At 54.0% G+C, this 25,256-nt stretch carries 17 protein-coding genes; 12 read left to right on the top strand and 5 right to left on the bottom strand.

Annotated elements, in window-relative coordinates:
• The first annotated feature begins 73 nt into the window (after positions 1-73).
• Complete coding sequence (locus tag H511_RS0120935; protein WP_027254098.1) at positions 74-3,538, top strand: PAS domain-containing hybrid sensor histidine kinase/response regulator; 3,465 nt, start codon at positions 74-76, stop codon at positions 3,536-3,538.
• A gap of 176 nt (positions 3,539-3,714) precedes the next feature.
• Here H511_RS0120935 and H511_RS0120930 read toward each other — a convergent pair whose 3' ends face one another.
• Complete coding sequence (locus H511_RS0120930) at positions 3,715-5,418, bottom strand: sodium:solute symporter family protein (protein WP_027254097.1); 1,704 nt, start codon at positions 5,416-5,418, stop codon at positions 3,715-3,717.
• 14 nt (positions 5,419-5,432) lie between these two features.
• On the bottom strand, positions 5,433-5,699 hold the full coding sequence (locus H511_RS0120925; protein WP_027254096.1) for a DUF4212 domain-containing protein: 267 nt from the start codon (positions 5,697-5,699) through the stop codon (positions 5,433-5,435).
• A 406-nt stretch (positions 5,700-6,105) separates the two neighbouring features.
• Between H511_RS0120925 and H511_RS0120920 the strand changes: the two genes are divergently transcribed.
• A complete protein-coding gene (locus H511_RS0120920; protein WP_027254095.1) occupies positions 6,106-7,854 on the top strand; it encodes a potassium/proton antiporter in 1,749 nt (582 codons plus the stop codon).
• A gap of 4 nt (positions 7,855-7,858) precedes the next feature.
• On the opposite strand, the gene H511_RS0120915 is transcribed toward H511_RS0120920, so the two are convergent.
• Together H511_RS0120915 and H511_RS0120910 are read right to left on the bottom strand one after the other, a co-directional pair.
• Complete coding sequence (locus H511_RS0120915; RefSeq protein WP_027254094.1) at positions 7,859-8,497, bottom strand: response regulator transcription factor; 639 nt, start codon at positions 8,495-8,497, stop codon at positions 7,859-7,861.
• Between the two features lie 138 nt (positions 8,498-8,635).
• Positions 8,636-10,498, bottom strand: coding sequence for a protein-disulfide reductase DsbD (locus tag H511_RS0120910; RefSeq protein WP_027254093.1), 1,863 nt, complete (start codon positions 10,496-10,498; stop codon positions 8,636-8,638).
• Positions 10,499-10,867: 369 nt separating this feature from the next.
• On the opposite strand from H511_RS0120910, the gene H511_RS0120905 reads away from it, so the two are divergent.
• Positions 10,868-11,404 (top strand): FxsA family protein, encoded by a 537-nt coding sequence (locus tag H511_RS0120905; protein ID WP_027254092.1) that lies wholly within the window; start codon positions 10,868-10,870, stop codon positions 11,402-11,404.
• Positions 11,405-11,490: 86 nt separating this feature from the next.
• On the opposite strand, the gene H511_RS23870 is transcribed toward H511_RS0120905, so the two are convergent.
• Positions 11,491-12,882: an MATE family efflux transporter gene (locus H511_RS23870; RefSeq protein WP_051288345.1), complete on the bottom strand. Its 1,392-nt coding sequence runs from the start codon at positions 12,880-12,882 to the stop codon at positions 11,491-11,493.
• A gap of 216 nt (positions 12,883-13,098) precedes the next feature.
• Here H511_RS23870 and H511_RS0120895 point away from each other — a divergent pair, with 216 nt between their 5' ends.
• The 9 genes from H511_RS0120895 to H511_RS0120850 all read left to right on the top strand — a co-directional run bounded on the left by H511_RS0120895 (position 13,099) and on the right by H511_RS0120850 (position 25,255).
• On the top strand, positions 13,099-13,389 hold the full coding sequence (locus H511_RS0120895) for a co-chaperone GroES (protein ID WP_027254091.1): 291 nt from the start codon (positions 13,099-13,101) through the stop codon (positions 13,387-13,389).
• Positions 13,390-13,430: 41 nt separating this feature from the next.
• Entirely contained in the window at positions 13,431-15,071 is a 1,641-nt protein-coding gene (gene groL / locus H511_RS0120890) for a chaperonin GroEL (RefSeq protein ID WP_027254090.1), read from the top strand.
• A 1,103-nt stretch (positions 15,072-16,174) separates the two neighbouring features.
• Positions 16,175-17,830, top strand: coding sequence for a group II intron reverse transcriptase/maturase (gene ltrA / locus H511_RS0120885; RefSeq protein WP_027254089.1), 1,656 nt, complete (start codon positions 16,175-16,177; stop codon positions 17,828-17,830).
• A gap of 56 nt (positions 17,831-17,886) precedes the next feature.
• Positions 17,887-18,168 (top strand): hypothetical protein, encoded by a 282-nt coding sequence (locus H511_RS0120880; RefSeq protein WP_027254088.1) that lies wholly within the window; start codon positions 17,887-17,889, stop codon positions 18,166-18,168.
• 406 nt (positions 18,169-18,574) lie between these two features.
• The gene (locus H511_RS0120875) at positions 18,575-19,165 is read left to right on the top strand and encodes a hypothetical protein (protein WP_027254087.1); all 591 of its coding nucleotides are present in this window, start codon (positions 18,575-18,577) and stop codon (positions 19,163-19,165) included.
• A gap of 617 nt (positions 19,166-19,782) precedes the next feature.
• Positions 19,783-20,991: a hydroxymethylglutaryl-CoA synthase gene (locus H511_RS0120865; RefSeq protein WP_051288344.1), complete on the top strand. Its 1,209-nt coding sequence runs from the start codon at positions 19,783-19,785 to the stop codon at positions 20,989-20,991.
• A 64-nt stretch (positions 20,992-21,055) separates the two neighbouring features.
• Positions 21,056-23,002, top strand: coding sequence for an asparagine synthase (glutamine-hydrolyzing) (gene asnB, locus H511_RS0120860; protein ID WP_027254085.1), 1,947 nt, complete (start codon positions 21,056-21,058; stop codon positions 23,000-23,002).
• Positions 23,002-24,126, top strand: coding sequence for an FAD-dependent oxidoreductase (locus H511_RS0120855; protein WP_027254084.1), 1,125 nt, complete (start codon positions 23,002-23,004; stop codon positions 24,124-24,126). The genes asnB and H511_RS0120855 overlap by 1 nt, the downstream gene beginning before the upstream one ends.
• A 1-nt stretch (position 24,127) precedes the next feature.
• Positions 24,128-25,255 carry an acyl-CoA dehydrogenase family protein gene (locus H511_RS0120850; RefSeq protein WP_162144628.1) on the top strand — a complete coding sequence of 376 codons (1,128 nt, stop codon included), beginning with the start codon at positions 24,128-24,130 and terminating at the stop codon, positions 25,253-25,255.
• Position 25,256: the final 1 nt, after the last annotated feature.

The following is a 25,256-nucleotide window of genomic DNA, read 5'->3' as shown; positions in this document are numbered from 1 at the left end:
ACTCACCCGAGAGTGAGGTACACTCGGCCCCGGGCACGGGGCCGAATCAGGGAATATTTTTCAGGGAGATCCTATGGAGCAGGGATGGATAGTCGTGCCGGTATCACTGGCCTATCTTGGGCTATTGTTTTTCATTGCCTGGTACGGCGATAAACATACCGGCTGGATGTCCCGCTGGCGCCCCTGGATATACAGTCTGTCGATTGCGGTCTACTGCACCTCCTGGACGTTTTACGGCACCGTTGGTCAGGCCAGCCGGGATCTGTGGTCGTTTCTGCCGATCTACCTGGCACCCATTCTGGTCTTCACCTTTGGCTGGCGTATTTTTGCCCGCCTGATCCTGATCGCCAAGCGCGAACATATCACCTCGATTGCCGATTTTATCGCCGCCCGCTATGGCAAATCTCAGGGGCTGGCGGTGCTGGTCACCCTGATTGCCACTGCCGGTATTCTGCCTTATATCGCCCTGCAGCTGCGGGGGATCACCATGGGGCTGGCCCAGGTGGCCCCTGATCTGACCCGCAACAGCACCCTCAATGACGGCGATATCGCCTGGCTGGTGACCCTGGCGCTGGCCGCTTTTACTGTGCTGTTCGGCACCCGTCATCTTGATACCACTGAGCACCATCGCGGCATGATGATGGCAGTGGCATTTGAATCTTTGATCAAGCTGGCGGCCTTTCTGGTGGTGGGGCTGTTTGTCATGCTGCTGTGGTGGGATATGCCGGCGCTGGCACTGAGCCAGCTGGACGTGTCCGTGCTGCCGTCGATGGATATCAATGCCGGCAGTTTTATTATTCATACTTTGCTGACCATGACGGCGATTATCTGTCTGCCGCGCCAGTTCCATACGACTGTGGTGGAAAATACCCACGCCCCCGATCTGCACCTTGCCCGCCGGGTGTTCCCTGTGTATCTGCTGTTGATGGGCATTTTCGTGGTGCCGCTGGCACTGGCCGGGAAAGTGCTGCTGCCGGATGTGCCCGCCGATACCTATGTGATCAACCTGCCGTTGCTGCAAGGGGCCGACACCATCGCCTTGCTGGCTTTTCTGGGCGGCACCTCAGCGGCCAGCGGCATGGTGATTGTCTCGACCATCGCCCTGGCCATCATGGCATCCAACGATCTGGTGCTGCCTTTGTTGCTGCGCCGGCTGCGGGTATCGAGCCGTAACCATGCGGCGTTTTCCGGCCTGCTGCTCAATATCCGCCGCGGCCTGATCCTGTTGCTGCTGCTGGCGGCCTGGGGCTTTCATGAAGTGCTGGATGAAATCGAATCGCTGTCGGCGATCGGGCTGTTATCCTTTGCGGCGATTGCCCAGTTCGCCCCGGCGTTGCTGGGGGGAATTTACTGGCGCGAGGGCAACCGCAACGGTGTCTACGCCGGTATGCTGGGCGGCACCGCGCTGTGGGTGATCACCCTGATGAGCCAGACAGGTATGCTGGCCGGCAGTGCTGACACTAACCTGTTGCTGTGGTTGCTGACACCGCCTTCCCTGCCGGTACTGAGCGAGTTAACCACAGTGGACTGGGGCATGCTGATCAGCCTCACGACCAACCTGCTGCTCTACGTTCTGGTGTCTATGGTGACCCGCTCATCACTGACCGAGCGCCTGCAGGCCGCCACTTTTGTCGGCGCGCCGATGCCGGAGGCCGACGACGCCAGGCTGTACCAGGCCAGGGTGACAGTGTCTGAGCTTGAACTGCTGGCGGCGCGGTTTGTCGGTCGCAAGCGGATGCGTCAGGCCTTCACCCACTTTGCCCAGCAGCACCAGTTCACTTTTCAGCCTCAGCAGCAGGCGCCGGCCAGCCTGATTCGCCATACCGAACGGGTACTGGCGGGGGTGTTTGGTGCCTCTTCGGCCCGTTTAGTGCTGACCTCGGCATTGCAGGGGCGCAATATGCAGCTGGAAGAAGTGGCCACCATAGTCGATGAAGCCTCTGAACTGTTTGATTTCAGCCGCGGACTACTGCAGGGCGCCATTGAACACATCAGTCAGGGGATTGCCGTGGTGGATAAACAGCTGCGGCTGGTGGCCTGGAACCAGCGTTATCTGGAGCTGTTTTCTTTCCCGCCCGGTTTGATCCAGGTCGGGCGGCCGATTGCGGATGTGATCCGCCATAATGCGCGTCTGGGGTTGTGCGGACCGGGGGATCCTGAAGTTCATGTCGCCAAGCGGGTCAAGCACCTGCAGCACGGCACGGCGCATACCTCTTCCCGGATCCGGCCGGACGGACGGGTGATTGAAGTGCAGGGCAATCCGATGCCGGGCGGCGGTTTCGTTATGAGCTTTACCGATATCACGGCATTTCGTCAGGCAGAGGAAGCGCTTAAAGAAGCCAATGAAAACCTGGAGGCCAGGGTGCGGCAGCGAACACAAGAGCTGGAGCAGCTCAACCGCCGGCTGGTCTCGGCCACTCAGCATGCCGAGCAGCAGGCCCAGTCGAAAAGCCGCTTTCTGGCCGCCGTCAGCCATGATCTGATGCAGCCGCTCAATGCGGCCCGCCTGTTTTCATCGTCGCTGTCTGAAGTGGCCAAGGATGAGGAAAGCACTAAACTGGCGCACCATATTGAGAGCGCCCTGGGTGCAGCCGAGGATCTGATTGGTGATCTGCTCGATGTGTCGCGCCTGGAGGCCGGTAAGCTGCAGGTTAATGTTCATGTGTTCCCGCTCAGCGATGTGTTCAATACGCTCAATGCCGAATTCAGCGCCCTGGCCAGACAGCAGGGCATAGATTTTTCCGTGGTAGACAGCAAGGCGCTGGTGCATTCCGATCCCAGGTTGCTGCGCCGGGCACTGCAAAATTTTCTGACCAATGCATTTCGCTATAATCCGGGTGGCAAAGTGCTGCTGGGGGTGCGGCGGGTTGGTAGTCAGCTCAGGATAGAGGTCTGGGATAACGGTCCCGGGATACCGCAAGAGAAGCAGGCCAACATTTTTGATGAATTCACCCGTATAGACCGCGGGCGCGGCGATCATGGTCTCGGCCTCGGGCTGGCGATAGCCCGGGGGATCAGCCGGGTGATGGATCATCCGTTGTCACTGCGCTCCTGGCTGGGCGAGGGCACAGTGTTCGCACTGTCTGTGCGCCGGGGACAGGCGATGCATCTGCCGGAAGAAAAACCGCAGGCTGCGCCGGAACAGTCGTTACCCTTGTCCGGAACCCGGGTGCTCTGTGTTGATAACGAGAAGGACATACTGACCGGCATGGACAGTCTGCTCAGCCGCTGGGGCTGCGACATCCGGCTGGCGGAATCTGTGTCGGCCGCGCTGGCACAATGTGACGATGGCTGGGTGCCAGATGTGATTTTCAGCGACTACCATCTCACTGAGCTGGAAACCGGCCTGGATGTGCTGATCGAGTGCGAAGCTAAGCTGGGGCCGGTGTTCAAAGGCGTGATCATCAGTGCCGACAGGCTGCCGGAAACGCAGCAGACGATCCGCAGCAAAGGCTTTGCCTTTATCAGCAAGCCGGTAAAGCCGCTGAAACTGCGCTCTTTGCTGAATCAGTACGCGCAGGCGAGGATCAGTAGTTAGAGGATGCGCTGTGGCATCCTGCGGTCGTAAACGTCACTGCAGCTCAGATGTGGCGGAGAGAGGGTGAAACGCCGCACCTGCTCTGCGCATAAAAAAAACGGAGCCATCATGGCTCCGTCAGCGGGCGGGGTTTCCCCCGTTTGTTGCTACTGAGTGTTGTTATTCTGTCGGTTGGTTCAGTGGCTGTGCGCTGCGCCCGATCCTTTCGGATAACGGATAGATTCCACCAGCTCCTGCACATCTTCCGGGACTTCTGCGGTGAACTTGTTCACCACAATCGATACCACGAAGTTCACGCACATACCCAGGGTACCTATCCCTTCAGGGCTGATACCGAACCACCAGTTGTCCGGGGTGCTGGCCGCCGGGTTGATGAACTTGAAGTAAATGATGTAAGCCGCGGTGAACAGGATACCGCTCAGCATACCGGCGATCGCGCCTTCTTTGTTCATCTTCTTGTAGAAGATCCCCATGATAATCGCCGGGAAGAAGGACGAGGCCGCCAGACCGAAGGCGAAGGCCACCACCTGTGCCACAAAGCCCGGCGGGTTAATCCCCAGATAGCCGGCACCGATAATCGCCAGCGCCGCCCCGATCCGGGCCGCCCTCAGCTCCTGTTTATCCGTCATATTGGGTTTGAAGCCTTTCTTGAGCAGGTCATGCGCCACCGAGGTGGAGATCACCAGCAGCAAACCGGCCGCCGTTGACAGTGCTGCCGCCAGGCCACCCGCCGCCAGCAGGGCAACCACCCAGTTTGGCAGTTTGGCCAGCTCAGGACTTGCCAGTACTATGATGTCACGGTTGATGTTCATCTCGTTACGCTCATCGCCAGAGTAGAACATTTTGCCGTCGCCATTCTTGTCTTCCCAGGCGACCAGACCGGTTTTTTCCCAGTTGGTTACCCAGCTTGGTGCTTGCTCGGCCGCGACCCCCTGCATGTCCGGACCGTTTAAGGTTTCAAACATGTTGATACGGGCAAATGCTGCCACAGCCGGCGCCGTGGTGTACAGGAAGGCAATGAACAGCAGTGCCCAGCCGGCAGAAATACGGGCATCTTTCACGCGAGGTACGGTGAAGAAACGGATGATCACGTGCGGCAGACCTGCCGTACCGACCATCAGAGCCGCGGTGATGAAGAACACATCCACCATGCTCTTGGAGCCGTCAATGTAGGAGGTGAAGCCCAGCTCGCTACTCAGGCCTTCCAGCTTGTCCATCAGGTAGACATCCGTGCCGCTGATGGTCGAACCGAAGCCGATTTGCGGAATCGCGGAGCCGGTGACCATGATAGAGGTGAAGATGGCAGGCACCATGAAGGCAAAGATCAGCACGCAGTACTGTGCAACCTGGGTGTAGGTAATGCCTTTCATGCCGCCCATCACTGCATAGAAGAACACGATAGCCATACCAATAATGATACCGACGTTAATGTCGACTTCCAGGAAGCGGGCAAAGACCACGCCCACGCCGCGCATTTGTCCTGCTACATAGGTGAAAGAAACAAAGATGGCACAGAACACAGCGACCATACGGGCAGTGCGGGAGTAGTAACGGTCGCCGATAAAGTCCGGCACAGTGAATTTGCCGAATTTACGCAGGTAAGGGGCAAGACACAGTGCCAGCAGCACATAACCGCCGGTCCAGCCCATCAGGTACACGCCGCCGTCATAACCGGCAAACGAAATGATCCCTGCCATCGAAATGAACGAAGCGGCAGACATCCAGTCAGCAGCGGTTGCCATGCCGTTAGCCACAGGGTGAACACCACCGCCGGCGACATAGAACTCGCTGGTTGACCCCGCGCGGGACCAGATAGCAATCCCGATATAGAGTGCGAAAGACAGACCCACCAGTATGAAGGTCCAGGTTTGAATATCCATGAGTGACTACTCCCTTAATCCTCGTGAACGTTGAATTTGCGGTCCAGCGCATTCATCTTGTAGACATAGACAAAAATCAATGCAACAAAGATGTAAATGGAACCTTGTTGTGAAAACCAGAAGCCGAGTTTAAAGCCGCCCAGCTGAAACTGATTCAGGGCATCCACAAACAACACACCTGCCCCGTATGACATGAGGAACCAGATGGCAAGCAAAGAACCCATAATGGTCAGGTTCTCCTTCCAGTAGGCTTGCGCTTGCTCCTTGGATTCAAACGCCATGGTCATCTCCTTACTATGGTCAGTCATTTTTCAGTTAAAAAAATGTTACGTGATGACAATAGCAAGCTTATTGAAGACGCACAGTGCAACTTTAGTCGGGCAAAAAAACAGCAAATATTGGCTAAATTTAGAAAGTTAGTGATGTGACTCAAGAAAAATGGGATGTTAAATTGCTGTTAAGTTAGCCGAAAGTATAAGGCGGTCAGCAGATAAAAATCAGGCTGTTATCGCTGAGCTGCTCCGTACATCAGCGGGCGTAACCGTGTTTGATAAGTGTTAAATACTGGCAAAATCGGGGAATTGTTTACATATAGTTTTCTCAATGTCGCTGTATATTATGGCAAAATACAGGAGCAAGCTGTTTTGTTAGCAGGTTGCTGAATCAATAATAATTTTTGGAGGATGAGTGGACGCGATTACCATTAACGGTTTTTTTCTGGTTGGCGCTTTACTGATTGCGTTAAGTGTTCTCCTGAGCCCGGTATCATCCAAGCTAGGCATTCCTATTCTGCTGGTGTTTCTGGTCGTCGGCATGATGGCCGGTGAAGACGGCCCGGGCGGTATTTTATTTGATAACTATTCCTTGGCTTATCTGGTCAGTAATCTGGCGCTGGCGATTATTTTGCTTGATGGCGGCATGCGGACCCGGGTGGCCAGTTTCCGGGTCGCCTTATGGCCCTCTGTGGCGCTGGCCACTTTAGGGGTGGCGATCACCACCGGTCTGACCGGGCTGATGGCGATCTGGCTGTTTGATCTCGAGCCGCTGCAGGGCATTCTGGTGGGCGCGATTGTCGGCTCGACCGATGCCGCTGCGGTGTTTTCCCTGCTCAAAGGACGCAGCCTGAATGAGCGGGTTGGCTCAACCCTGGAGATAGAATCGGGCACCAATGATCCCATGGCGGTGTTTCTGACCGTGACCCTGATTGCGGTGCTCAGCAGTCAGGGGACAGAGTTCGGCGCCGGTTTTCTGGCCCTGAGTTTTGTCAGGCAGTTTGGCATAGGCGCCATCGCCGGGCTGGCGGGAGGCTGGCTGTTGTGGCGTCTGATAAATCGTAATCATCTGCCGGAAGGCCTGTATTCAATCCTAGCGGTCAGTGGCGGATTGATGATTTTTGCCATTTCAAACGCTTTGGGTGGCAGCGGTATTTTATCGATTTATCTGGTGGGGTTACTGCTGGGTAATCGCCCGACGCGCTGTCGTCATTCGATCCTCAACGTGCTGGATGGCATGACCTGGCTCAGCCAGATCTGTATGTTCCTGGTATTAGGCCTGCTGGTCACCCCGTCGAATCTGATTGCGATTGCACTGCCCGGACTGGCACTGGCGTTCGGGATGATTGTCTTTGCCCGTCCGATATCGGTCTGGATCAGCCTGCTGCCGTTTCGCAGCTTCACGGCGCGGGAAAAATGGTTTATTTCCTGGGTCGGTCTGCGTGGCGCCGTCCCCATTATTCTGGCGGTATTCCCTATGATGGCGGGACTGCCCAATGCCCAGTTGTATTTTAATCTGGCTTTTTTCGTGGTCATGGTGTCGCTGATCCTGCAGGGGGGAACCCTGACCAAAGCCATGTCGCTGGCCAGAGTGGAGCTGCCGCCTCGTCCCGAGCCGGTGTCCCGTACCGGGGTGGAAGTGTTTCCCACCAGTGAGTGGGAGCTGTTTGTCTATAACATGAAAGCGGATAAGTGGTGTATCGGCGAGCCTTTGCGTAACGTGTCACTGCCGCCGTGTACCCGGATTGCAGCTGTGTTCCGGGGTCAGCAATTGCTGCACCCGTCGGGCAGTACCCGGCTGGAAGAGGGAGATACCCTGTGCGTGCTGGCACAGGAGAAAGATCTGGAAGCCCTCAGTCTGCTGTTCTGCGAAGCGCCGGAGAAAGCCGAGCTGGCGCGTTTCTTTGGTGACTTTTTTCTCGATGCCGACGCCAGGCTGGCAGACGTGGCGATCGCTTATGGCCTGGAGTTAGGTGAGGTCAATCCGGCCATGACGCTGAAAGATCTGGTCATTCAGCATCTGGGCACCAATCAGGTACTGGGTGATAACTTTGAATGGAATGGCCTGCACTGGGTGGTGGCTGATATCGCCAACTGGCAGGTCACTAAGGTTGGCTTACGCCTGCCAGAAGACGATCCGGAACAGGGTGATAAGAGTGAGTGATCACTCACTCATCACTGAGTTCATTTAACAGGATAACCGCCTGAGTGCGGTTTTTTACCCCGAGCTTGCGGAAAATGGCCGTCATGTGTGCCTTGATGGTGGCTTCGGAGACATTGAGCTCATAGGCGATCTGCTTGTTGAGCAGGCCATCGGACAGCATGCACAGCACTTTGTATTGTTGCGGTGTCAGGGTGGCGATACGGGCCGCCAGTGCATCCAGCTCGGGGTCGTCTTCATCTTCACCGATCCCCGGTGGAAAATAGGGTTCTCCGTCCAGCACCTGATTCAGAGCGCTGATCAGCTCACGCATATCGCTGGATTTGGGAATAAAGCCGAAAGCACCGTGATGACGGACCTGGCGGATGACGGAAGTGTCTTCATTGGCAGACACCACCACGACCGGCAGTTCCGGGTGCTGGGCACGAAGCTGGATCAGACCGGACATGCCATTGGCGCCCGGCATTTTTAAATCCAGCAGCACGAGATCAACATCCGGTTCTTTATCAAGCAGCTGTAACAGGGTATCGAGCGAATCTGCTTCCAGCAGATTGGCCTTGCTGACCGCCATGTGCACTGACTGAAACAGGGCGTTTCGAAACAGTGGGTGGTCATCGGCAATGACTATAGTGTACTGAGCGTCCATGACATTAAGCTTCTTGTTTTTCCTAACGCTAGCATTGCTGAAATGCCAGATCAATTTGTTCACCGCCAAGATACGAACTGGATCCGTTCCCGTGTCTGTCTTGGCGGTATTTTATGCCGGCAGGGAATACTTCCCGGCTTACTGGCCGATCAGCTGGTTGGCTTTCAGGTGATCGAGAAAGGGTTCCGCTTCCACGAAACCGGTCAGGCGGGCTTTCGGCGCCTGTTCGCCATCGGCATGCCAGAAATCCAGCGTCGGCAGTCCCAGCACATTCATCTTTTGCAGCAGTTGGATGTCGTCCGGATTCGTGTCGGTGACATCGGCCTGCAACAGGACGAAACGCTGTAATTCTGGCGCCACGCTGGCATCGTGGAAAGTGTACTTATCAAACTCTTTGCAGGCGACACACCAGTCGGCGTAAAAATCCAGCATTACAGGTTTGCCTTCGGCTTTGGCCTGGGCCAGTGCTGTGTTCAGCTCATCCATGCTGGCCACGCGCTGAAAAGTTATCTCAGGTGTGTTCTGCGGCACGGCGTGTGGCCGGGTGCCGGTCAGCCCCTGATAGACGGGCAGCAGCGAGCCGAGCAGACCGATGATGGCAATGACGCCCACCAGGCTGCTGCGCCAGGAATGGGCCATGCCCTGTTTGACATGGTACAGCCAGCCGAAGGCACCCAGTCCGAAGGCGGCCCATAAATACGGCATCAGGTTTGCGGGCAGTATGCGTTCCAGCAGGAACAGCGGCACAGCCAGCAGCACCAGGCCGAAGAACATTTTAACGCTGCCCATCCAGGCGCCCGCTTTCGGCAGCAGGCGGTGACCGAACATGGCGACCAGAATCAGCGGGATCCCCATGCCTGTCGCCAGGGCATACAGGGCGACTGCGCCAGTCAGTAAGTCACCGCTTTGGGCAACGTAAATCAAGGCGCCGGATAAGGGTGCCGTGGTGCACGGCGAGCAAACCAGGCCGGAAATGGCACCCATCGCAAATACGCCGCCGAGCTGGCCGCCTTTCTGCTGATTGCTCAGCTGATTGAGCCAGGTCTGGACACTGGAAGGGAGCTGCAGGTTGTAGACGCCGAACATAGACAACGCCAATACGACAAAGAGAATGCTCAGGCCAATAAGGACATACGGATGCTGCAAGGCCGCCTGAAACTGCATGCCCGCCGAAGCGACCACTAACCCCAGTAAGGTGTAAGTCAGTGCCATGCCCTGGACATAGGTGAGAGCCAGGGTGAAAGTGCGTCCGCTGCTGAGCTGGCCGCGACCCAACACGATACCGGTCAGGATCGGGTACATAGGCAGCACACAGGGCGTGAACGCCAGCCCTATGCCCAGCGCCAGAAACAGCAGCGGCGTCCACCATTGCTGGGCCAGATCGCTGGCCAGCTGATCCTGCTGGCTCAGTGGCGCACTGCTGCTGAGCGGTTGTCCGGCCGAAGCGGAGGGGGCCACAGTTGCAGCTTGATTGTCAGTGCTTACTATCAGCTTGGCTTGGATTGGTTCCTGGTCTGACAAAGGCGTACCCGCGGCGGAGGCGGTGGCAAACAGAGGTACTTCGCGGGTTTCGGGCGGATAACAGAAACCGGCTTTGGCGCAGCCCTGATAGCGGACGGTCAGGGTCGCGTTGTCATTGGCCTGGGTGATGGGCACTGTGAGTGCCAGAGACTCAGGGTAAATCTGGACCTCGCCGAAAAATTCATCTTTGTAGGGTGTGCCTGCCGGCAGCCGGATATCGCCGATGCTGGCCCCGTTTGCCACCACAGAAAACTGATGCTGATACAGGTAGTAACCCGGTTTGACCTGCCAGTCGAGCACCAGTTGATCGGCGCTCTGCGAAAAGTTAAAAGCAAAGGCCTGATCAACAGGGACAAAACTGTTCTGATCCGATGAAGCTGTCAGCCCCGGCAGAGAAAATTCCGCCCGCAGCGGCAGGCTGAGTATCAGCAGGCTGAAGACAAATAAACGCGTAATGGGTAAGTGTCGCAGTATAGTCATCGGATTCGGGCTCGTTCTGTCTCGGGTCATAGGCTTGAAGATGGCGTCTTGATGTTGTCAATATACCCCATAAGGGGACAAAGTGTCAGACCCGAGAAATCAGGCTGAGTTTCATTGTCAGTGTTCTCAGGCAATTATAGCTTCCGGCAGGTTTGGCAAAGTGCACTAAGCGCGCTTTGTTTCGGGTCCTCAGCCGAGCCAGCGGCAAAAAATCGATGCAGAAAGGTGATCCAGCTAAAAGCCTCTGCTGCTATGGTTGAAAATCAGGGCAATCTCGCCATCATAGGCGGCATCTTTACGCTATGTGGCCGCAGTTCAGCTGTGGACGGTAGTTTCCTCATTAGTCGCCAGCCTGCATAAGGGGTGTTTGTGTTTCCGGTACTTTTGTTTTTATTTATCCTGGTTCCCATCATAGAGATCGCCCTGTTTGTCCAGGTTGGCGGTGTCATTGGTCTGTGGCCGACCCTGCTGCTTGTACTGCTGACGGCTGTGGTCGGCGCCTCACTGGTTCGCAGCCAGGGCATTGCGACCCTGATGTCGGTGCAGGACAGGCTGAATAAGGGGGAATTGCCCGCCCAGCAAATTGTGGAAGGTGTGATGCTGGCGGTCGCCGGTGTGCTGCTGCTGACACCGGGCTTTATGACAGATGCTATGGGGCTGGTGGTGTTACTGCCCGGGCCACGTGCCGCGCTGGCGAAATTTCTGATGGCTAAAGTGAAAGTGCAGAGTATGCATCAGAGCGGTTTTGGCGGTGGCTTCGGTCCGCAAGGGCCGTTTTCAGACCGCGACCCTTTCCACCGCGATCAAAACGGTGATGTGTTTGACGGTGAATTTGAGCGCAAAGACAAAGATGAGAAAGAGAAGAAAGACAACTCAGATGATGATGATCAGCACCGGCTGCACTGAGTGATTTATTAAGATGTTGATTTAAATAAAATAAATGGATAGCCGCGTAGGCGGAAATCCATTTGAGGCGCAACTGTCAGCGGCAGCTATCGCGAGCGTGAAGGCGAGCTGGCTTCCTGTTGGTGCCCTGAGCTGACATGCTCCCGGTGCAGCCTGCGCGCATACCCCAGTGCCGCCAGGCCGCACAGCCCATTGGCCACGGCGATCCCGGTAAATAACCCTTCAGTACTATTGATCTGGCTGCCAACCCAGGCTGCCGGCAGCAGCAGGCCGAACAGACGGATCAGATTCCACAGCAGGGCCTGAAAGGACAGGTGCATGGCATTCAGGACATTGATCAATTGCATGCACACGGCCAGCAACCCGTAGCTGGCCGGTACCAGTATCAGGTAATGCCACAACTGGGTCTGTACCGCTTCATCCTGACTGAACATGAGTGAGATGGGCCAGCTCAGCGGCACCATCATCACAAACACCAGTAGCTGAAAGCCCAGCGCAAATTTCATGGCCGTGAACAGGGCATCGAAGGCCCGTCTGGGCTGCTGTGCGCCGAAATTCTGCGCCATGAAAGGCATCAGGGCCGAGCTCAGGGCGAACATGACCAGCATCAGCAGCGATTCCACCCGCATAGCCGCGCCATAGGCGGCGACCGAGGCGGTGCCCTGGCTGGCCAGCAGGACCATCACCAGCGCATTGGATAAAGGCGCCAGGGCGTTGGACAGCCCGGCCGGGGTCCCTATGTGCAGTATCTGTCGCCAGTCCGCAAAGATCAGCCGGAGATCCGGTATCGCCAGCAGCTTTTCGCGCACAATCAATATCCGCAACGACCAGACTAATGCAACCGCCCAGCTGACGCCGCTGGAAATGGCCGCGCCGCGCACACCCAGTTCCGGAAAAGGGCCGTAGCCAAAAATCAGCAGGGGATCGAGCACGCCGTTGATCACTCCGGCCAGCATCATGATTTTCGCCGGCGATCTCGCATCGCCTGTGGCCCGGATCGCACTGTTACCGGCCATGGGAATGACCAGCAGCGGGATCGCCAGATACCAGATCTGCATATAGTCACGAATAATCGGCAGCAGGCTGTCTTCGGCACCCAGCAGGCGGAACAGCGGGGTGATGGTCAGCAGCCCGGCGATCACCGCGAGGACCACCAACAGCAGCGCCAGTAACAAACCATGGCTGGAGACCCTGGCTGCCGCCTGACTACGGCCGCTGCCCAGCAGACGGCCAATGCAGGCGGATAGCCCGACGCCCACGCCCATGGTGATAGAGTTGATGGCAAACGTGACCGGAAAGGTGAAACTGACTGCCGCCAGAGCCTGGGTGCCCAGCAAAGCAATGAAAAAGGTATCGACCAGGTTAAACATCAGGATAGCGACCATACCAAACACCATAGGGATGGTCAGGCGCTGCAGGACTTCCGGGATAGGATCGGACAGTAAACCGTGTTTATCAGGTCGTACAGTTTGGGTCATAAGGCTCTCAGGTCTGTCTTTGCCTGCACACCCTAATGCAAAGAATGTGATCGGGCAAAAAATCTGGCACAAAAAATAAAAAAAATCATCGTCAGGACTTGGGTTCCAGAAAAACGACCCAACATGTCTAAGTATCAGTTTTGGCGGGATGGAACTAAACACCGTCCTGCTTTCTAACAACCCATAGATATTACCAAAATCAGGAGAGACGACCCGATGAATATTCGTCCTTTACATGACCGAGTGATCGTTGAGCGCCAGGAAGTTGAATCAAAATCTGCTGGTGGCATCGTTCTGACTGGTTCTGCTGCAGAAAAATCGACCCGCGGTACAGTCTTAGCTGTAGGCAAGGGCCGCATTCTGGAGAATGGTTCTGTGCAGCCATTGGACGTTAAGGTTGGCGACAGCGTTATCTTCGCTGAAGGGTATGCCACCAAGTCTGAGAAGATCGACGGTAAAGAAGTTCTCATCATGTCTGAAAATGACATCTTGGCAATCGTTGAATAATCCATTCACTTTGAATTAAGAATTAAGAAAGGAAGATAAACATGGCTGCTAAAGACGTAAAATTCGGTAACGATGCTCGCGTAAAAATGCTGGAAGGTGTCAACGTTCTGGCCGATGCCGTAAAAGTCACCCTGGGTCCTAAAGGCCGTAACGTCGTACTGGATAAATCATTCGGTGCGCCGGTTATCACTAAAGATGGCGTTTCTGTTGCGCGTGAAATTGAACTGGAAGACAAATTCCAGAACATGGGCGCACAAATGGTGAAAGAAGTGGCGTCTCAGGCCAATGACGCGGCGGGTGACGGTACCACCACAGCCACTGTACTGGCTCAGGCGATCATCACCGAAGGTTTGAAAGCGGTCGCAGCGGGCATGAACCCGATGGATCTGAAGCGCGGTATCGATAAAGCCGTGATTGCGGCGGTAGAAGAACTCAAAGCGCTGTCTTCTCCTTGTGCCGACAGCAAAGCGATCGCGCAGGTAGGTACTATCTCTGCCAACTCCGATTCTACCGTAGGTAACATCATCGCCGAAGCGATGGAAAAAGTCGGCCGCGACGGTGTTATCACTGTTGAAGAAGGTCAGGCTCTGCATGACGAGCTGGACGTGGTTGAAGGTATGCAGTTCGACCGTGGCTACCTGTCTCCTTACTTCATCAACAACCAGGAAGCAGGCAGTGTCGAGCTGGAAAGCCCGTTCATCCTGCTGGTAGACAAGAAAATCTCTAACATCCGTGAACTGCTGCCAACACTGGAAGCGGTCGCGAAAGCCTCTCGTCCTCTGCTGATCATCGCAGAAGATGTTGAAGGTGAAGCACTGGCGACGCTGGTGGTGAACAACATGCGTGGCATCGTGAAAGTCGCAGCGGTGAAAGCCCCTGGCTTTGGCGATCGTCGTAAAGCTATGCTGCAGGACATCGCGGTACTGACTGCCGGTACTGTGATTTCTGAAGAAATCGGCATGGAACTGGATAAAGTGACGCTGGAAGATCTGGGTCAGGCCAAGCGTGTCTCTATCACTAAAGAAAATACCACCATCATTGATGGTCACGGTGAAGAAGTGGCGATTCAGGGTCGTGTGACTCAGATCCGCCAGCAAATCGAAGACGCCACCTCTGACTACGACAAAGAGAAACTGCAAGAGCGCGTAGCCAAACTGGCTGGCGGTGTTGCTGTGATCAAAGTCGGTGCGGCGACTGAAGTTGAAATGAAAGAGAAAAAAGACCGCGTTGAAGACGCCCTGCACGCAACCCGTGCTGCGGTTGAAGAAGGCGTGGTTGCCGGTGGTGGTGTTGCCCTGGTTCGTGCGGCCTCTAAAGTGGCTGGTCTGACTGGCGACAACGAAGAGCAGAATGTCGGTATCCGTGTCGCGCTGCGCGCCATGGAAGCACCACTGCGCCAGATTGTGCGTAACGCCGGCGATGAAGAGTCTGTTGTGGCGAACGAAGTGAAGAATGGCGAAGGTAACTACGGTTACAACGCGGCCACTGGCGAGTACGGCGACATGCTGGAAATGGGTATCCTGGATCCAACCAAAGTGACCCGTTCTGCGCTGCAGTTCGCCGCTTCTGTTGCAGGTCTGATGATCACCACCGAAGCCATGGTCACTGAGCTGCCTAAGTCTGACGCGCCGGACATGAGCGCGGCCATGGGCGGCATGGGTGGTATGGGCGGCATGATGTAGTGCGACGAGAGTCGCGTAGGTAGCTAGCCGAGCGGGCTACGTCCATAGTGACCACTAACTTTGAAGTTGTGGTTACTATCCCACCCGCCGAAATAGCAAATAAATAAAACCCGATATTCGGGCTTAACCCAAGCCCGAATATCGGTCCTCGTAAGAGGTCCGACTTTAGGCATGGGCGAAAGTCTGTGTCCCTCGCTCTAAGCGAATGATATACGTTGAAGCAGCGCTATTAGTGTCTGTGAAGTAACGGGAATATTCGTGTCTTATTTTAAGCTTAAGCCACCTGCACGGTGCGAAGCTGTTTTCATTATTGTCTTAGTCAATTTCTTACTCGGACGGGTAGGTTATTGGATAGTAAGACCTATTGTTCAGCCAATAGTAGCCTAGGGATAGTGCATCTGCGGTAACGCGGTGTGCGGAGCTTCCTGACAATGTACCCCCACGTAAGTGGTTAACTTTTGCTGCGAAGTGAAGGTTAAGACGATCGCCAATAGCAGGTGGTTGAGGGGCTAGGCTGGGTTATATGGTTAACGTAAGTGAACTACTGATAAACACCGTCAGCCGCGACGAGCGTAAGGCTATTGTCGTGTCGATTAATTGTCCCCTTGAGAGGATTAGTCGTCACTAACGCTCTGACCAAAAGGTATATGGCCGGTTATCTCTTTTACATCTAGGGATACGCTGACTCATGCGCCATCGGTGGATAGGTAGAACCTAAGTAACTCGTGTAATGAAAACGGAACTCGGAAACCCCGTATCCTTGCCTATCAACTGGCAGGCAACTCGCAAGAGAAGCTGTTGAGGGTGCGGGCACAGGAGAGCAGAAGAAGCGAAAGTCAGTTTGTAATGAGCTGGATAGAAAGCCAACGTGCTTTCACCGGAAACGGGGCCCACGTCTGCTTGGTCTTTAATTGCGTGAAAATCAGTAAAGCCGTTAAGTTTTACGGTAATTGAAACTGTCAGAGCCCAATTGTGGGCTTTCGGGTACTGTCAGCAACAAGTACAAGCCTCATAGGGTAAATCTCTGCCCTATGGGGCACAGATGCACCTTGTGTTGCTTGATTAACTTATCGTTAATGGAGGAAAGCAAGGTGCATACTTCAATGCAAATTGGCGTATCTGCATCCTCCCACCAGACACAGCAGTGGCACAGCATCGACTGGTCACTAATGTATCGTACGGTGAGAGGGCTACAGGTACGGATCGCAAAGGCAACGAAAAAGTCTGACTGGCGACAGGTCAAAAGACTGCAACGCATGTTAACTCGTTCGTTTGCTGCCAAGGTGATAGCCATTCGGCGCGTCACTGAAAACAGAGGGAAAAACACACCGGGTGTTGATGGAGAAATCTGGAACACTCCTGCTTTGAAATGGGGAGCCATAGATCAGCTGACGCGTAAAGGCTACAAGCCAATGCCGCTGAGGCGAGTCTATATCCCTAAAGCCTATGGCAAACGCAGGCCGCTGGGAATACCAACCATGCGTGATAGAGCAATGCAGGCACTATACCTGTCAGCTCTTGAACCCATATCGGAAACCACGGCGGATCGAAACAGCTATGGCTTTCGCCCGAATCGCTCCTGTGCTGATGCTATCGAACAATGCTTCGTGAATCTCAGTCGCAAGGCTAGTGCTCGTTGGGTGCTGGAGGGTGACATCAAAGGGTGTTTTGACTTTATCAGCCATGACTGGCTTATCGGCAATATCCCTATGGATAAGGCGATACTCAAAAAATGGCTGAAAGCCGGATTCATGGAATCTGGGAAATTTAACTCGACGGAGGCGGGTACACCACAAGGTGGAATTATTTCACCCGTACTCGCCAATATGGCCTTGGATGGACTGGAAACGGTGCTCGAATCCCACTTCGGGAAGAAGAACACAAAAGTCAGTTACAAAACTAAGGTCAATTATGTGCGTTATGCAGATGACTTCATCATCACTGGAATCTCGAAAGAGCTACTGGAAGATGAGGTTTTACCAATCGTTGAAGCCTTTATGGCAGAACGTGGGCTGCAACTGTCAGCAGAAAAAACGCTGATTACACACATAGACGACGGGTTCGATTTCCTCGGGCAGAATGTGCGTAAATACGATGGCAAGATGTTGATCAAGCCGTCAAAGAAAAACGTGAAGAATTTTCTGCGCGGTATACGAGATTATCTCAACAGCCATAAAACGGTGCCAGCTTCAGCGGTGATAGCGAAGTTGAATCCGATGATCAGAGGATGGTGTAACTACCACCGCTGGGTATGTGCCAGTGAGACATTCAAGTATATCGATTACCGGATCTGGAAAATGTTGTGGCAGTGGTGCCGCCGAATTCATTTGAATCGCCGTAAGCGCTGGATTAAAGAGAAATACTTCAAATCAGTGGGCGATAGAAACTGGGTATTCAGCGCAACAAAACCGAAAGGGGAAGATGGCCACTACCGCTTGCTGAGTGCAGCGAGAGTGAAAGTCGATAAACATGTGAAAATTCGGGCAATAGCTAACTGTTACCTAACGGAGGACGAACAATACTTTGAGCGTCTGAAGATGCAAAGATTGAAGAAATCTTTGTCGGGTAACTGGAAGCTATGGAAGATTGTCGAGAGACAAGACTACAAATGTGCGGTGTGCCATCAGCAGTTCAACTCAGAAGATGAATGGGATATTCACCATATTGTCAGAAGAGTGGATGGCGGCACGGACATGAGCTCGAATTTGATGATGTTGCATGTTAACTGTCACAGGCAATTACATAACCAAGGAGCTTGATAACTACCATCAGTGGACTAACCTTATATGACCAATTGTTCATATGGAGTGCTGCGATGAGTGGAACAAAACGCTTCATGGATAGTCAGGAAGAAAAGCAACGAGCAGCTATTCAAATAGCAATAAAATCAGGTGCTTTGATGTATTGTGAAGTACATGAAGATATTCTATTAGATGGTAGTTCTGACATAGAGGAAGCCTATACACTAGGTGACTTAATGTTTGCCAAAGGTCAATTGAATGGGGTTTTTGATTCTCCAGAAGAGATGACCGAGCTGATTTTTAAAGCTAAAGAGCATGCTGGCGACTGTTGTGAACGCTGCAAAGATCCTGACTGAATTATAAGTTGTCGGTTCATATGCAATATGGACTTCTAAAGGCTTGAGCCGTATGCGGGGAAACTCGCACGTACGGTTCTTAGGGGGCGGTGGCGCAGTAATGCGTCGCTGCTACCCGACATCAGCCCCGTCACCTGTTGACAGATAAAAGAACCCGCCGTATGGCGGGTTCTTTGTTTTTGTCAGCAGCTATCTTGCCAACAAGGCGAGCTTTCGCTGCCTGTGCTGGGGGCGGGCAAGTGTTGATATGCCATCAGTGACATTTAATACGCCGGTCTGTAACCATGCTGACTATCAGCACATGTTTATTATCATCCATGTTGCATATTTGATATTCAATTGTATCTTTGCCCTCAGGGGTTGATTAAGACTCAGTGTTTTCAACTGTCTTTACAGAGGAATCGCTATGTTGAAATCAACCCTGGCTTTATTGATCGCTGGCTGCGTGTTTGGCAGCACAGGCAGTCATGCCGGTACTGCTGAGCAAAGTTTTATTGACCAATATCATATGGACGCTCAGATCCATCAGATCCCGGGCGATCAGATGCTGTCTGATCAGCGTCTCAGTGATATGTTCCGGGCGCAGTCGAGAAGAATGACCATCTGCCGGGGCGATTTCATTCCTGACGGTTATGTCATCACCGGCACCACAGTTAATTTCGATTGTGGCAGCTGGCAGCACAGCGACAATGCCTACATTCTGACCGTAGCTCCGAAGAGCGGTGCATTATTCAACACCTGCGCCGGACATCACAGTCGGGTGTACGACGGTTTTGTGATTATTGCCAACATCTACAATCCAGCCTGTAATTTTGGCTCAGGCAACTCAGTCAACGGCAGTACGCAGGTGTATGCCGATAAGTACAGGCCCAGTTTCACTGTGTGCGCCAATTCACCGATCCCCGCCAACTACACCCGCAGCAGACACCATTTCTCTTCCAGTTGCCGGGTTGGTATTGGTATGGCGAATAATGCCTATGTGATCACCCGCCAGTAACCGCTGCGGCTCATTCGGTTTTTCAGGCCCGGCCATCTGGCTCGGGCTTTTTTTGATGCGGTGTCAGGGCGCTGCCTTGTTATGAGTACACCCCGAGCCTGGTTTCTGCTCTGCTTTTTCGTATCTCTCTTATCTCGTTCATCTCTTGTTTGCTTTTTAGCCGCACGTCACCGCTTGCAGTTTGCTGCACGGTACATTGCAATGAACCTGCTCTATCTCTGTGGGGTATAGTTTTAATGCGGTTTATCAATAAACAAAACCTGTCTTAATTGTTAATGATTTTATTTTTTAGTTTATTGTTAGTACATTTTTGATGAGTGGTTGGTTAATTTAATTTTCCGTCATTTTCTCTCTCTTTAAATAGAGTGTTTATTGGTTTTTTTAATCTTTTTTCTGAGTGTTTTCATTGTGGGTTTGATTTTTTTGTGCAATGAGTTGTTATATATATTGTTGATTTTAATCATATTTAACTCTTGATTTGTTTATCTTTTAATTTTTTGGTTAATAGCTTTATATTTTTTTCAATTTTATTTTTAACTGCCTTGTCTATTATGAATTCCAACAAGCAATGAGACATTTATTAATCACTTTATTTACTTAAATTAAGGAATGTGAAAATGAACAAGGCAATCAAAGTCGGTATTAATCGCATCGAATTCAGCACTACAGAGAATTATCTTGCGCTGGAAAAGCTGGCCGAAGCCCATCAGATCGATCCTGCTAAATACCTTCATGGCATAGGTCAGTCAAAAATGGCTGTACCGGCGCCGGATGAAGACACCATCTCGATTGCGGCCAATGCCGCGCAGGATGTGCTGAACACTATGACACCGGAAGAAGTGAAAACCATCTCGACGCTCATTTTTGCCACTGAAACGGGGGTGGACCAATCCAAGTCGGGTGCGGCTTATCTGATGGGATTGATTGATATTCATCCCAACTGCCGGGCTTTTGAAGTCAAGCAGGCCTGTTACGGCGGTACGGCCGGATTGCAAATGGCTTGCGACATGGTGCGTGCCCGTCCGGATGAGTCAGTGCTGGTTGTGGCCTGCGACATTGCCCGCTACCAGCAAAACACCCCTGGCGAGTGCACACAAGGTGCCGGTGCGGTGGCTATGCTGATTACGGCTGACCCGGACATCATTGAGATTGATGCTGAACGTGGCTGCTACAGTGCCGACATCATGGATTTCTGGCGTCCGAACCAGTTTAAACATGCCCTGGTCGACGGCGAGTTGTCGAAAGATGCGTACCTCAATGTGATGGCAAGCAGCTACCAGGGCTACCTGGCCAACGGCGGTAAGCCACTGGATCAGCTCGAATGGCTCTGTTTCCACCAGCCATTCACCAAGATGGCGAAAAAAGCGTTTGAACACCTCAGTGTTCAGTACCCGGAACAGATGGCGGAAAAAACCGATGCCGCTTACCGCATCAGCCAGCAATACGGACGTGAAATTGGTAATACCTATACCGCCAGTCTCTACATTGGCCTGCTGTCTCTGCTTGATAACGCTGAGCAGGATCTGACGGGACAGACAATCGGCTTCTTCAGCTACGGCTCCGGTGCGGTGGGTGAATTCTTTTCGGGCACGGTGAATAAGAATTACCGCAATGCCATCAATACCCTGGCGAATCAGCAAAAGCTGGCTGCGCGCACCGCGCTCAGCTACGACACTTATTGCCAGTATATGTACCAGCTGCGCGACTACGATCAGGCCAACATTCGCTATAACCCGACCTCCGGCTCGAATTTCAGGCTGGCCGCGATTCACGACAACAAGCGTGTCTATGAACGTGTGCTCGAGCCAATGAGCCAGGCGGCTTAATGCCAGACATCGCCACTTTTAACATCCAATCAATACCACTATTTGTTTAATAAGGAAGAGTAACATGTGCGGCTTTGTAACGGTTTATAGTGCGAATCCTCTTAATCAGATCAAACCTGCTCAGATTGAGCAGGGTCTTAAATCCATCATTCACCGCGGCCCCGATGAAGGACGGGTCTGGCAGTCCAATGATCAGCGCATGATTATGGGCCATACCCGGCTGAGCATTATCGGCCTGGATAACGGCATTCAGCCGATCCACAGCACGGATGGTGCCCTGCACATTGTGGTGAATGGCGAATTTTATGACTTTGAGAAAATCCGCTATGAGCTGACCCGCCAGGGCTGCAAGTTCGTGACCCAGTCGGACAGCGAGATCGCGCTGCACCTGTATCAGCTGTACGGCACCAAAGGGCTGGAAAAACTGCGGGGTGAATTCGCTCTGGTGCTGTTTGACCAGCGCCAGAACCTGGTGATTGCGATGCGTGACAGGGCCGGGGTGAAACCTTTGTTTGTGGCCGAGGATCAGGGCCGCTATTACTTTGCTTCTGAAATCAAAGCCATTATTGATTCCGGTGTCCGTGCTGTCTGGGATGAGGCGTCCTACAACACCCGCGCGTTTTACCTCAAGAATAATACCCTGTTCCAAAATGTGCAGTCGGTACCGGCCGGGCACATGATGACCCTGACACCTTCCGGCATGACTCAGCAGTGCTACTGGGATATCGACTACCCGGATGCGGACATGCTCAATGCCAGTACCCTGTCTGATGCGGATGCCATTCAGCAGGTGCACGATGCGATTGAAGAGTCGGTGAAATTGCGCCTGAGAGCGGACGTGCCGATTGGGGTATACCTGAGCGGCGGCGTGGATTCCTCGGCGATTCTGGGGATGGCCACTCAGCTGGCGGGCAAGCCGTTTGATGCCTATAACCTGTCGTTTGGTGAAATGGAAGATTACGACGAAAACCGGTTTGCCCGTCTGGCGGCGGAGAAGAACGGTGCCCGTTTCCATACTGTGCCTGTGACGCAAAAAGATCTGGCCGATAATTTTGAAAAAGCCGTCTGGCATAACGAGACTCCGTTTTTTAACGCCCACGGCGTGGCGAAATATATCCTCAGCGGCATAGTGCAGGATGCCGGTAACAAAGTGGTGCTGACCGGGGAAGGGGCGGACGAAGTCTTTGGCGGCTACCCGCATTTCAAGCGCGACATGGCGCTGTTTAACAGCCAGGGCCAGAACCCGGACGATGTTCAGGCCATCTTACAGAAAATGAAGGCTAATCAGGCGGGTTATACCCAGCAAGGGATGCCGGCAGACGTTGAGTGGCTGACGCAGCAGCTGGGGCACGGGGTATCCTGGCTCGATAATCAGGCGGGCTGGTTCAAAGAGCTGCAGAACGTCTATGCCGACAGCCAGATCGAGCGATTTGGTGATGTCGAACCCTACCGTATCTTCTTCAATCAGCTCGATCACCGCAAGCTGGCAGGGATCGACCCGGTGCACCGCTCTATGTATCTGTGGGCCAAGTCTTTCCTGCCGAACTTTGTGCTGACCACCTTAGGTGATCGCATGGAAATGGCCCACAGCGTAGAAGGCCGCGTGCCTTTGCTGGACCACCGGGTGATGGAGCTGGCGGCGACCTTGCCTGTGCATCTGAAAGTGCGCGGTAATACCGAAAAGTTTGTGTTCCGTGAAGCCATGAAGCCTTACCTGCCTGAAGAGCTGTATAAGCGTAAAAAACATTATTTCCGTGCTCCGCCTTCCACACTGATGCAGCAGGGGCCGCTGTTTGAACTGGTGAACGACACCCTGAACTCGTCCAGCTTGGATGCACTGCCTTTCTTCGACAGCAAGAAAGTACGGCGCCTGCTGGCAGAGATGCCGAAAATGTCAGCACAGCGCCTGGCACTGCTCGACCCTATGCTGATGGAGCTGACCAGCCTGTGCATCTTGCAGCGTAAGTTCAACCTGGCATCGACACCGTCTGTGTATAAGGAAGCGGCATAATGAAAATCGGTATTGTCGGCGCGGGATTAAACGGACTGGCCTGCGCACTGCTGCTGAAAAAGTTCGGTCATGAGGTCACTGTGTTTGAGCGCAGCGAGCAACCGCGGGATTCAGGTACAGGGATCTACGTCTGGCCGCAAGGAGTACAGATCCTGCGCTTCATTCTCAATGACAACAGCTTCCTTAACGAAGGACAGCCGATAGATTCACTGGTGACCCTGGATCGCCACGGTAAAGAAGTGCACCGCCAGCTGGTTCAAATGCCGGGGCATGATTTTCCGGCACCGGCTGTGATGTTTGAGCGCCAGCGTTTGTTCAATCTGCTGAAACAGGCGCTGGGTCCGGATGTTATCCGTTACGGGGCAGCCTGTACCAAGGTGATCAACACCCGCGAAGAGGCAAAAATTGAAATCAACCACAGTGAGTATGCCTCTTTTGATCTGGTTGTCGGCACCGACGGCATCTCATCCAAGGTCAGGGAATATGTCTGCGACAGTCAGCCGCACTACACCGGGGTGATCGCCTCCCGGGGCGTGACCTGCTTTGACTGTGACATTCTGGAAGAGAATGCGTGCCAGATTTTTGCCCATGATCAGGCCCGGCTGGTGACTTACCCGCTCGATAACAGCACCCGTTTCCGTTACTGGTTCGTGGCGTACCAGCATGATCTGGATCAGCCCACTCTGGACAGAAACGAGATGGCGCAGCGTCTGGAAGGGCTGCCGGCACCGCTGCTGGAGATGATCGAAAATACGCGGGAAGACAATATCCTGACCCTGCCGCTCAACGCCATCACCCCGGGCCACCAATGGTACAACGGCCGCTGTGTGCTGCTGGGCGACAGTATTCACGGCATGTTACCGACGCTGGGCTACGGGCTGACCCTGGGGCTGGAAAACTGCTTCATGCTGGCTCAGGCGCTGAACGGCAGCTGTTTTGATGATATCCAGCCGGCACTCAAGCGCTACCAGACCCGGGTGGCACAGCGCTCCTGCCAGTTAATCGAGGTGATGGAGCAACTGACAGATTTGTTTTATTTCCAGAAAGAAACCGTACAAAAACAGCAGCGTCTCGGCGAGGTAATGGGGCGCTTCCATGAACTGGCCCGAACAACGGCGTTTTAACATGATGATAAAGCAATCTTTTGTAACCGAACTCAACCGCTTTGCGGACCATTACATCAAGCCGTATATCGTGCAATGGGAAGCGGCGGGCGAGTACCCGCAGGAGCTGCACAGCATGGCCGGTAGCGAAGGGATATTGCGGTTAGGCCACAGCGACAGAGACAGACTCTTTCGCGATACCGACAGTGCCGTGGCGCTGGTGGAGATCCTGACCGCCGGCGGCAGCCAGGGTCTGACTATGGGGCTGGCGTCTTACCTGGTGAGCTTAAGTGCGCTGCACCAGCATAACGATGGCCGGTTTGATGCCGTGATTGAACAGGTGCTTGACGGCGAGGCCACCATTTCACTGGCAATCACAGAGCCGCAGGCCGGGTCGGATATCGCCGCGATCACCACCCAGGCGCTGCCGTCGGCGCAACAGGATGAGTACCTGATCACGGGGGAGAAAAGCTATATCTGCGGCGGCCTGCGTGCGAGCTATTTTGTGGTGCTGGCGAAGTACGGCGATCGTGAAACAGGCCAGCAGGAGATGGGGCTGTTTCTGGTCGAGCGGGAGCCCGGCACTATGTCCGGCGAGCGGATTCCCACTCTGGGCTGGCAATGTCTGGACGTGTCGGGCGTCAGGCTGGAGATGGCCAGAGGCCGTCTGATCGCCGACAGTCAGGCTTGCTTTGGTACGCTGAAGATGATGCTGAAAAGGGAGCGGGTCAATCTGGCCGTGATGGCCAACAGCGATGCCAGAAGCCTGCTGGACGACAGCCTGATTTTTGCCCACAAACGCCAGGTGCACGGTGCGCCGCTGCACAACAAACAGGCCATATTGCACCATCTGGCTGAGATGCAACTGCAGATTTCAGCCACCAGCGCCCTGGTGGCACAAAGTGTGGCCGCACTGAGAGCAGGGCACCTGACGGATGAGGCCGCCTGTGTCACTAAGGTCAACGCTACCCGCGCTCTGGATCTGGTGTCCAGCCTGGCAGTGCAGATCTTCGGCGCCCGGGGCTGTGAAAGAGGGTACTTGCCGGAACGGGTCTTTCGCGACGCCAAAATCCTCTCGTTAGGCGGCGGTACCACGGAAGTGCTACTGAACATCATAGGTAAATCATTGATCCACTCTCTGACCAAATAGG

The sequence above is a fragment of the Photobacterium halotolerans DSM 18316 genome (genome assembly GCF_000425165.1).
Taxonomy (GTDB): domain Bacteria; phylum Pseudomonadota; class Gammaproteobacteria; order Enterobacterales; family Vibrionaceae; genus Photobacterium; species Photobacterium halotolerans.
This window is presented reverse-complemented; position numbering and strand designations above follow the sequence as displayed.